Source organism: Nonomuraea sp. SBT364 (genome assembly GCF_001083785.1).
Lineage (GTDB): Bacteria > Actinomycetota > Actinomycetes > Streptosporangiales > Streptosporangiaceae > Nonomuraea.
Genome location: NZ_LAVL01000059.1, coordinates 38,939 through 48,152, shown reverse-complemented (window position 1 = coordinate 48,152; position 9,214 = coordinate 38,939). Strand labels below are relative to the sequence as shown.

Below are 9,214 nucleotides of genomic sequence, written 5' to 3'. Positions count from 1 at the left end.
CAGCAGCCCCCGGGCGTGCACGAGCGCGGTCGCGGCCAGCGGCGCGTCGAGCCCGGCCAGCCGGGCGGCGTGCCGCGCGACGACGTCGGCGGCCTCGCCGGGACGGCCCGCCGCCAGCAGCGCCTCGGTCAGCGCGGGCAGCGCCCGGACCGCCACCGGCCACAGCTCGCCCGCCTCCCAGTGCAGGCCCGCCTCGGCGGCGGCCTCGATCGCCGGCTCCGGCTCGCCCCGGGCGGCCGACAGCCTGAGCAGCATCGCCAGCGGCAGCACGAGGTCGTCGAACTGCCCTCGGGCGCGGGCCTCGGCGGCGGCGTCGAGCAGCGGCGGCAGCGCGGCCTCCTGGCGGCCCTGCACCGCGGCCAGGCAGGCGGTCACGATGTCGACGAGGATGCGCTCGTGCGGCTCGTCGCCGAAATGGTCCCGCAGCTCCTGCATCCGCGCCGGCAGCCCCTGCCAGGAGCCCTCGAAGTAGTCGGCCGCGGCCAGGTTGACCAGGCAGCGCAGTTCGAGCCGTCCGCGCAGGTCGGGCTCGGCGCCGTCCTCGACCGCCGAGGTCAGCAGGCGGCGGCCCTCGCGATGGTGCCCGCTGAACAGGGCCGCGCCCCCGATGGAGCGGTAGGCGTTGACCTCGCGGCGCAGCAGCCGCCGCCCGCCGGTCTCCCGCCGCAGGTCGCCGGCCAGCCCGGCCCAGCGCGGGTCGCCCATCACCACGAAGATCATCGCGATCTTGCCGAGCACCAGCATGCGCATGGCCGGGTCGGCGACGGCCGGCAGGGTCGCCAGCGCCCGCTCCAGCCAGGACCTGCTCTCTTCGGGCGGCAGGCCGCTGGGCGGGCGGCCCACCCCGGCCATGGCCCACGCGGCCAGCCCCGGCTCTTCGGACAGGTCCTCGGCTGCCCGGGCGAAGGCCTCGCCGATGCGGGCGCCGTCGGTGCGGGTGCGCTCCAGGTGCAGCGCGAGCAGCAGACGCAGATGGCCGCGGAGCGGGGTCGGCACGTCCTGCTCCAGCGCCCCGGTGACCAGGTCGGCGACCGGCGGCGGGCGCAGCAGCTCCAGGGCGGCCCAGCCGAGCCTCACCGTCAGCTCCGCCCGCTGCTCCGCAGGCAGGTCGGTGGCGCGCAGCACGTCCTCCAGCAGGCGCGCGGCCTCGGCGTCGTCGCCCAGCCGTGACGCCTGCTCGGCCGCCTCGATGGCGGCCTCGACCCACTGCCCGGCCCGGCCCGCCTGGCGCAGGTGGTGGGCCAGGCGGCCCAGCGGCACCGGGCGCAGGCCGCGTACGGTGCCGGCGGCGGCGGCGTGCAGGGCCTGCCGGCGGCCGAGCGGGATCGCCTCGTAGACCGCCTGCGCCGCCAGCACGTGACGGAACCCGACCAGCCCGCCGGTGTCGGCGAACAGCCCGGAGCCGAGCACCTCGTCGATCGCCCCGACGTCGGGCCCCGACAGCAGGGCGACCGGCACCGGAACCTGCAGCACCGCGGCGCGTTCGGCCACCTCCTTGGCGCCGGGGGACAGCCGGGCCACCCGCTCCCGCACCGAGGCGCGCACGCCGCTCGGCACGTCCAGCTCCTCCAGCGCCCGCCGCGCCCAGCCGCCCTCCCACCGGATGAGCGTGCCGCGGTCGCGCAGCAGCGCCAGCAACTCCTGTACGGCCAGCGGCAGGCCGGAGGCCCGCACGCACAGGTGCTCGGCGAACTCGGCGGTCACCTCCTCGGCCCCGAGGATCGCCGAGGCCATCACCCGCGTCTGGGCCGCGTCGAGCGGGGGCAGCACCAGATGCTCGGCCGCGATCGTGTCGGGGGCGCGCGCCGTGATCGCCCGCACCGCCCCGGACGCCTCCTCGCCCCGGTACGTCAGCACCACCCGCAAGGTGCCCGGCAACACCGACATCAGGTACGTCAGGAACTCCACCGTCTGCCCGTCGGCCCAGTGGAGGTCCTCCACGGCCAGGACGGCGGGACCGAGCGCGGTCAGCACCTCGGCGAGCCCCCGGAAGACCCGGTGCCGCTCGGCCGCGCGGTCGTCGAGCGGCGGCGGCGTCTCCGGCAGCACCCCGGCCAGCTCCGGCAGCAGCTCGCGCAGCGCCCCCGCCACCGGAGAAAGCGTCACCCCGGCCAGCTCGGACGCGCGCCCGCGCAGCGCCTCGACCACGGGACCCAGCGGGAACGGCTCCCTGATCTGCACGCAGGCCCCGGCCAGCACCCGCAGGCCCGCCACCGCCGGACCTCCGAGCAGCTCGGCCGTCAGCCGCGACTTCCCGATGCCGGCCTCGCCCTCGACGACGGCGACGGCGGGCGCCCGGGCGACCAGCGCGCCGAGCCGGGCGAGCTCCTTCTCCCGCCCCACCAGAACCGGGGAGACCACCCGCCCAGCACGCACCCGCTCATTCAACTGCACCCGAAGTCATAGATCAACGTCACCCCGGGCCGTAACGGAGCTCGGCGTCCGCTACAGCAGCTCGATCACGGCCGTGATCACCGAGATCAGCGCCACCGGCCCCAGCACGGCCGACGACACCACCATCGCCCTGTGACCGGGCAGCAGCCGGGCGAGCGTGTGTGACGCCGCCTGCCGTACGGTCCCCGCGCCGGGCAGCACGAACAGGCCCAGCGTGAACATACTCGCCGCCAGCGGCTCCACATGGCTGGTGCCCAACCGGCCGGACCAGTTCAGGAAGCTCGACGCGGCGATGCCCAGCGCCAGCGACAGCACGATGTGCCCGGCCGTCACGAGCACCACCCTGGACAACGTACGCCGGTTCTCGCCCAGGAAGTACGCGCCGGCGCGCAACGCCAGCGACAGCGCCGCCGAGGCCAGTCCCACGGCGACCGGCATGAGCACGGTCAGCGCCATCAGCACCACGAGGAGGAGCACTCCCGCGAAGTCGCTGCCGGCCAGGAAGCGCCGCAGGTCGAAGGGCTCCCGGGGCGGCGACGGGCGCTTCGGCTCCGGCCGCTCGGCATGAAGGGTCGGCGCGGGAGCGGCCGAGGGGCGGCCGCTCGGGGCGTACTGGACCGGCGGAAGCAGATCGGAGACCGTGTTCAGGGTCAGCGTGCGGTCCGTGAGCACCGGCTCCGCCCGCCCGGCCGGATCGAGCGCGCCGGCCATCCGCAGCAGCTCCCGCGCGCCGGGCCGCGCCGCGGGATCGACCTGCAACGCGCGGCTCAGCCAGCCCCGCAGCCACGCCGGCGCCCGGTCGATCTGCGCTCGTCCTTCGAGCGTGTTGAAGCAGACCGCCTCGAACGTCCCGGTCCCGAACGGCGGCAGCCCCGTCGCGGCGAAGAAGACCGTCGAGGCCAGCGCGTGCACATCGGCCGCCGGGGTGATCCGCGAGTCCCGGATGACCTCCGGGGCCAGGTAGCCGGGGGTGCCGACGAACATCCCGGACTGCGTCAGCCGGGCCGCGTTCACCAGGTGGGCGATGCCGAAGTCGATGACCAGCGGCTCGTCCCCGGTCAGCATGACGTTGGACGGCTTGAGGTCGCGGTGGACGACGCCGGCCTCGTGGATGTCCACCAGCGCCTGGCACAGCTTGCGGGCCAGCGCGACGACCTCACGCGCCCCGAGCGGGCCCCGGTCCAGGACCGTGGCCTCCAGCGTGCGGCCCGGGGCGAACCGGGTCACCACGTACGGCCTGCTGCCCGTCAGCTCGGCGTCGATCGTCTCGGCCACGTACGGGCTGCGCACCCGCCGCATGGTCTCCACCTCGCGGACCAGCCGGTCGCGCGCCTTCAGGTCGGCCGCCACGTGCGGGTGCAACACCTTGATCGCGACCTTCCGGCCTGCGCCGTCGAGTCCGAGGTGGACGACCCCCATGCCGCCCTCGCCGATCTTCTCGATCAGCCGGTACGGGCCCAGATGCTCCTGCGTCCGCGTGCTCATTCCCGACGTCTTCCTCCTTGTGCAAGCAGCGCTCCCGCCTTGGACAGTAAGCGAAGACGGGCGCGAACGCGCCGCCGCGTGCGAGGCCCTCCCTTTCCGCCTCAGGGCCACCGGTACTGTCCAGTGCGTTGTGCGACTTGACGGAAAGGTGCGACTGTGCGGCGACTGAGCGTTCCGGGGCAGGTCCCTCCGCCGGCGCAGGGACGGCTGCGGCTCGGCGATCTGCCTGGCGAACCCGGCGCGATCACGGTGAACTCGCGACATCTGAGCAGGGCGGGCAAGCCGTGGTTCCCCATCATGGGGGAGTTCCACTACGGCCGCTACCCGGCGGGGGAATGGCGGGAGGAACTGCTGAAGGTACGGGCCGGCGGTGTGACCGCGGTCGCCACGTACGTCTTCTGGAACCTGCACGAGGAGCGCCGCGGCGTCTTCGACTGGAGCGGTGACCGGGATCTGCGATGCTTTGTGATCACCTGTGCCGAGCTGGGGCTCGACGTGGTGGCGCGGATCGGGCCGTGGGGGCACGGGGAATCGCGCAACGGCGGCTTCCCGGACTGGGTGCTCGGGGCCGACTGCGTGGCGCGCACCGACGATCCCGGCTACCTCGAGCTGGTCCGGCCCTTGTTCGCCCAGATCGGCGCCCAGCTCGCGGGCCTGACTCGCCGGGACGGGGGCCCCGTGGTGGCGGTGCAGGTGGAGAATGAGCTGTACGACCAGCCGGAGCACCTCCTCACGCTGAAACGCATGGCCGTGGCGGCGGGCATCGACGCGCCGCTGTGGACGGCGACCGGGTGGGGCCATGCGCAGCTCCCGCCGGACGAGCTGATCCCGCTGTTCGGCGGTTATCCCGAAGCAGCCTGGGACACCGCGCACGAGGGCTGGCCACGGCAGAGCCGGGCCCACTACTTCTTCGGCCACGGGCGGGACGACGACTCGATCGGCGCCGACCTGCGTGCCGCCGGGGCGACCGGCTCCGACGAGAGCCATCTGGCGCGCTACCCGTTCGCCACCTGCGAGCTGGGCGGCGGCATGTACACCTCCTACCACCGCCGGCCGATCGTGCCGGCCGCGGACGTCGCGGCGCTGGCGCTGGTCAAGCTGGGCAGCGGATCGGTGTGGCAGGGCTACTACATGTACCACGGCGGCTCGCAGAAGATCGGCGAGCTGTCCACTCTGCAGGAGTCGCACGCCACGGGCTACCCCAACGACTGCCCGGTGATCAACTACGACTTCCAGGCGCCACTCGGGGAGTACGGGCAGTTCCGCGACTCCTACCGTTACCTGCGCCTGCAGCACCTCTGGCTGGCCTCCGACGGGTCCGACCTGGCCACCATGACGCTGACGATGCCGCCGGGCGCGCCGGACGACACCGCCGACCGGCATTCCCTGCGCTGGGCCGTGCGCTCCGACGGGCGCTCGGGGTTCCTGTTCGTCAACAATCACCAGCCGGTCGAGACACTGCCCGAGCATCAGGGCGTCCAGTTCGCCGTCGAGCTGGACGGCCGCGAGCTCGTCGTCCCGGCCGCGCCGGTGACCGTGCCCTCAGGAGCCTTCTTCGTCTGGCCGCTCGCCAGGCCGATCGGAAGCAGCCTGCTGCTGACCGCCTCCGCTCAGCCGGTGTGTGTCCTCGGCGGCGCGGAACCCGTGCAGGTCCTGACCCAGGTCGCGGACATCCCGGTCGAGCTGGTCTTCGACCGCGCCACCGTCGCGGCGATCGACGGCCCGGCGACCGTGACCGCCGTCGACGGCGACCGGCTCAGCGTGCGTGACCTGCGCCCGGGCGTCGACTGCCTGCTGCGCGTCACCGCCTCCGACGGGTCGAGCGCCCGGGTCCTGATCCTGGACGAGGACAGCGCGCTCACCGCCACACGCGCCGAGGCGTGGGGCGCGGACCGGCTGATCCTCAGCTCGCGTCCGGCCGTCGCGGACGGCGACCGGCTGGTCCTGTACGGCGGCGGGTCCGGGGAACCGCTGCGCGTCTACCCTGCCCTCGCCCAGGGGAACGACGGCTGCGACGTCATCGAGCCGCCCACGCCGCCGTCCGGGACAACCGGGACGGTGGCCGCGGAGGTTGAGCTGGTGGCAACGGCGGGACCTGCCAGGCGGCCGGTCATCGACCAGGCGTCGGGCCGTGCCTCCGCCCCCGGCGACGAGGACTTCGGCGAGGCCGCCGTCTACCGGGTCACCGTGCCCGACGCGCTGCTCGACGGCGAGGACGAGGTGCTGCTGCGCCTCGACTGGTCCGGTGACGTGGGCCGGGCCTACATCGGCGGGCGCCTGGTGGCCGACCAGTTCTGGTACGGCCCGTCCTGGGAGATCGGACTGCGCCGTTTCCGTGAGGAGCTGCTGGAGCACGGGCAGATCGAGCTGCGCCTGCTGCCGTTCGCACGGGACGCGCCCGTGTACGTGTCCCCGGGGGCACGAACGCGCCGATGGCCGCTGGAGCTGCGCTCGGCGGAGTTCGTGCCGGTCACCCGTACCGTGCTGGAGCTGCGTTACGACGTGGCCGGCGCGTACGGCGGGTCAGGTTGAGGGCCGGTGTTGTCGTGGGCGGCGATCCAGGAGTCGTGGAGCCACATCTGGGTGCCGCGTCGCCCTCGGCCGGAGTCCCAGGCGATGTCTCGTTCGTAGGTCAGGATGGATCGGTCGGCGCCGACGATGACCCAGGCGTAGAGGCCGTTGTCGTGGTGCATCTTCACCTTCATCCCTGAGACGGTGACCGTGCTGCCGTCAGGCCGGGTCACCGTCTCGTCGTGTCGGTCGACCCATTCGACGCGGAGGCCGCCGACGTACCCGGGGGCCACCTGTCCCAGGAATTCGAGCGCGGTCCGTTCGCTCGCGGCGGCGCCGGGCAGGGCGGCGGCGCCGCCCTGCCCGGTGAGTCGCGTGTAGCCGAGGAGGGTGCCGTCCTCGTCGAGCACGAGGCTGGTGTGAGGGCCGCCGAGGACGTAGCCGCCGGGCTGGTGACGGATCACGGTGACCTGGCGGTCGTCGTGTCGCTCACGTCGTACGTCGACGACGTCCCAGCCGGCGGGGATGCTCAGCCCGGTGCCGCGCAGCGCGCCGCTCGCCAGCCGTCGCGCGTCACGGAGGTCGGCCCGGCTGTCGGCCTGACTGTCGGCGGTGGGGGACGGCGTCGCGGAAGCCTCGCGTGGCTGGCTCGGCAGTGGCCGGACGGCGACGGACCCGGTCTCTTCTCCGGCGTTGGCGGCAATGGCGCTTCCCGCGGTCGCGAGAACCGCGAGTGCGATGCCGGGGAAGATGAGTGTTCTCGGTCGTGGCACGGCGTTACTCCTTCGGGTGATGGAAGTGGCGTACGTCCTGGTGGTTCATCGAGCCGGACGGGTGCGGCCGGTCGCGGCGGAGATGACGATTCCGGCGGCCAGATAGAGGGCGGCGAGGATGAGGAGGGCGGTGGAGAAGCCGCCCGGCAGCTCGGTGGCGTAGGAGCCCAGGCCGGCGCCGAGGAAGAGGACGAATCCGTTGACGGCCATCCCGATCCCTCGGGCCGGGTGGGCGGCGTCGCCCCATACGGTGATCATGGTCGGCACGAGGATGGCGACTCCCGCGACGAAGACGACGCTCGCCGCGGTGACACCGATCAGGTTCCCGCCCAGTACGGCTTCGCCTGCCAGGCCCAGGGCGGCGACGACGAATCCGATCAGCGCGGACCTCGTGACGCCGAAGCGGTCCGACAAGGGGCCGGCGAGCAGCGAACAGAACATCGCGGGCAGCGCCGCCGCGCGGACCGGCATGGTCTCGGCGGAGGAGAGCCCGGCGTCGGCCAGATGGGGACCCAGCAGGGTGTACATCCCGACGAAGCCGCCGAGGACGACAAGGTGCCCGGCGCAGAGAACGAGTGAGCGGGGCCGGACGGTGAAGCGGACCAGGCTTGCGTATCGACTCGGGAGCGGTTGGCGCGGCCGCTCCGCAGCGGGTTCACGGATCATCGCGGCGGAGATCAAGGTCAGGACGGCCAGGGCCAGGCCGCCGAGGAAGAAGACCCAGCGCCAGCCGGCGGCGCCGATGGCTGTGGCGGCCACCTGCCCGACGATCCCCGCGGCGAGGAAGGCCACGGAGATGGCCCCGATCGCCCCCGTACGCCGTCGTGGCGGGAGGGCCTCCCCGAGGTAGGCCAGCGCCGTTGGCGCGAACGTCGCGGCCGCGGCGCCCTGCACTGCCCGAAGCACCCCCAGGGCGGCCGGCGACGGCGCGAGCCCCACCGCGACGGTGGCCATCGTGAGCACGGCGAGACCTGACACCAGGACACGGCGACGTCCGAGGTGATCCGACAACGGCCCGTAGACCAGGAATCCCACGGCGTAGAAGAACGAGTAGCCCGCCGTGAGCGCCGCGGTCACTCCCGCCGGACCGAACTCGGCGCCCACGGGTTCTTGCAGCGGGATCGACACGTACAGCTGCGTCAGCACGATCAAGGCCGTGACGACAAGCAGCACGACGACGCCGCCGCGGGGTGCGCGCCCGGTGAGGACGGGTGCGTGCGGGGTGGTCGCGATGGCCGGCATGGCGCTTCTCCAGATCTCCAACGGTTGCGTTGGAGATGCAGTGTAGGCAGACCGGCGAGCAAACTGCAACGGGAGCGTTGGATATGCTGGCCGGCATGGCATGGAACACCGAGGAGACCAAGCGCAAACTCAAAGAGGCCGCCGTCGCCGAGTTCGCCGCCCATGGTCTCGGCGGCACGACCATGGAACGCATCGCCCGGCGTGCGGGAGTCAACAAGGAGCGCCTGTACACCTACTTCGGCGACAAGCCCCAGCTCTTCGCCACCGTGCTCGCCGACGAGCTCAACAAGGTCGCCGCCGCCGTCCCGCTCGACCACCTCGACGGCCCCGAGGCCGTGGCCCGGTACGCGGGCTCGGTGTACGAATACCACGCCGAACACCCCGAGCTGACCAGGCTCCTGCTCTGGGAAGGGCTGCTCGACCTCCCCGAGGTCCCCGACGAGGCGTCCCGCACCGACTACTACCGCACCAAGGTCGCCGCGTTCGCGCGGGCGCAGCAGAGCAACGCGATCAGCGACCGGCTTCCCGCGGCCGACCTCGCCTTCCTCGTCCTCGCCCTCGCGGGCTGGTGGTACGCCGTACCGCAGATGGCGCGCATGATGCACGCCGACAGCTCAAGCACGCCCGCATCGGCCAAGGCGGCACTCATGCAGGCCGCCCTGCACCTCGCGACCCCGTCGAAATAGCGCACGAGCGACCGACGCGTTCAGGTCGCCGTGATGAGATGGAGATCATCAGTGGTGATGATCGCGCGGCGGGCCCCCGGCCGCCTGGGACAGGAAAGGGTCCGGTGCGTACCGGTTCAGGGC

At 73.3% G+C, this 9,214-nt stretch carries 6 protein-coding genes; 2 read left to right on the top strand and 4 right to left on the bottom strand.

Features of this window, described 5'->3' with window-relative positions; translation table 11 throughout:
* The coding region (locus ADY59_RS24825; protein ID WP_053175119.1) for an ATP-binding protein at positions 1 to 2,376 on the bottom strand (2,376 nt) is incomplete at its 3' end.
* Between the two features lie 69 nt (positions 2,377 to 2,445).
* A complete protein-coding gene (locus ADY59_RS47650) occupies positions 2,446 to 3,879 on the bottom strand; it encodes a serine/threonine-protein kinase (RefSeq protein WP_053175116.1) in 1,434 nt (477 codons plus the stop codon).
* 156 nt (positions 3,880 to 4,035) lie between these two features.
* Between ADY59_RS47650 and ADY59_RS24815 the strand changes: the two genes are divergently transcribed.
* Positions 4,036 to 6,411, top strand: a complete 2,376-nt coding sequence (locus tag ADY59_RS24815) for a beta-galactosidase (RefSeq protein ID WP_049566215.1) — start codon at positions 4,036 to 4,038, stop codon at positions 6,409 to 6,411.
* Here ADY59_RS24815 and ADY59_RS24810 read toward each other — a convergent pair.
* Together ADY59_RS24810 and ADY59_RS24805 are read right to left on the bottom strand one after the other, a co-directional pair.
* Complete coding sequence (locus ADY59_RS24810; protein WP_049566214.1) at positions 6,375 to 7,163, bottom strand: hypothetical protein; 789 nt, start codon at positions 7,161 to 7,163, stop codon at positions 6,375 to 6,377. The two genes, ADY59_RS24815 and ADY59_RS24810, sit on opposite strands and share 37 nt — an antisense overlap.
* Positions 7,164 to 7,208: 45 nt before the next feature.
* Positions 7,209 to 8,405, bottom strand: a complete 1,197-nt coding sequence (locus tag ADY59_RS24805; RefSeq protein WP_053175113.1) for an MFS transporter — start codon at positions 8,403 to 8,405, stop codon at positions 7,209 to 7,211.
* Between the two features lie 95 nt (positions 8,406 to 8,500).
* On the opposite strand from ADY59_RS24805, the gene ADY59_RS24800 reads away from it, so the two are divergent.
* Positions 8,501 to 9,091 (top strand): TetR/AcrR family transcriptional regulator, encoded by a 591-nt coding sequence (locus tag ADY59_RS24800; RefSeq protein WP_049566234.1) that lies wholly within the window; start codon positions 8,501 to 8,503, stop codon positions 9,089 to 9,091.
* The last annotated feature ends 123 nt before the right edge of the window (positions 9,092 to 9,214 follow it).

Bases quoted from the DNA above. Each gene is read 5' to 3' on its own strand.
- ADY59_RS47650 (WP_053175116.1), bottom strand. From the start codon at position 3,879: ATGAGCACGCGGACGCAGGAGCATCTGGGCCCGTACCGGCTGATCGAG.
- ADY59_RS24805 (WP_053175113.1), bottom strand. From the start codon at position 8,405: ATGCCGGCCATCGCGACCACCCCGCACGCACCCGTCCTCACCGGGCGC.
- ADY59_RS24800 (WP_049566234.1), top strand. From the start codon at position 8,501: ATGGCATGGAACACCGAGGAGACCAAGCGCAAACTCAAAGAGGCCGCC.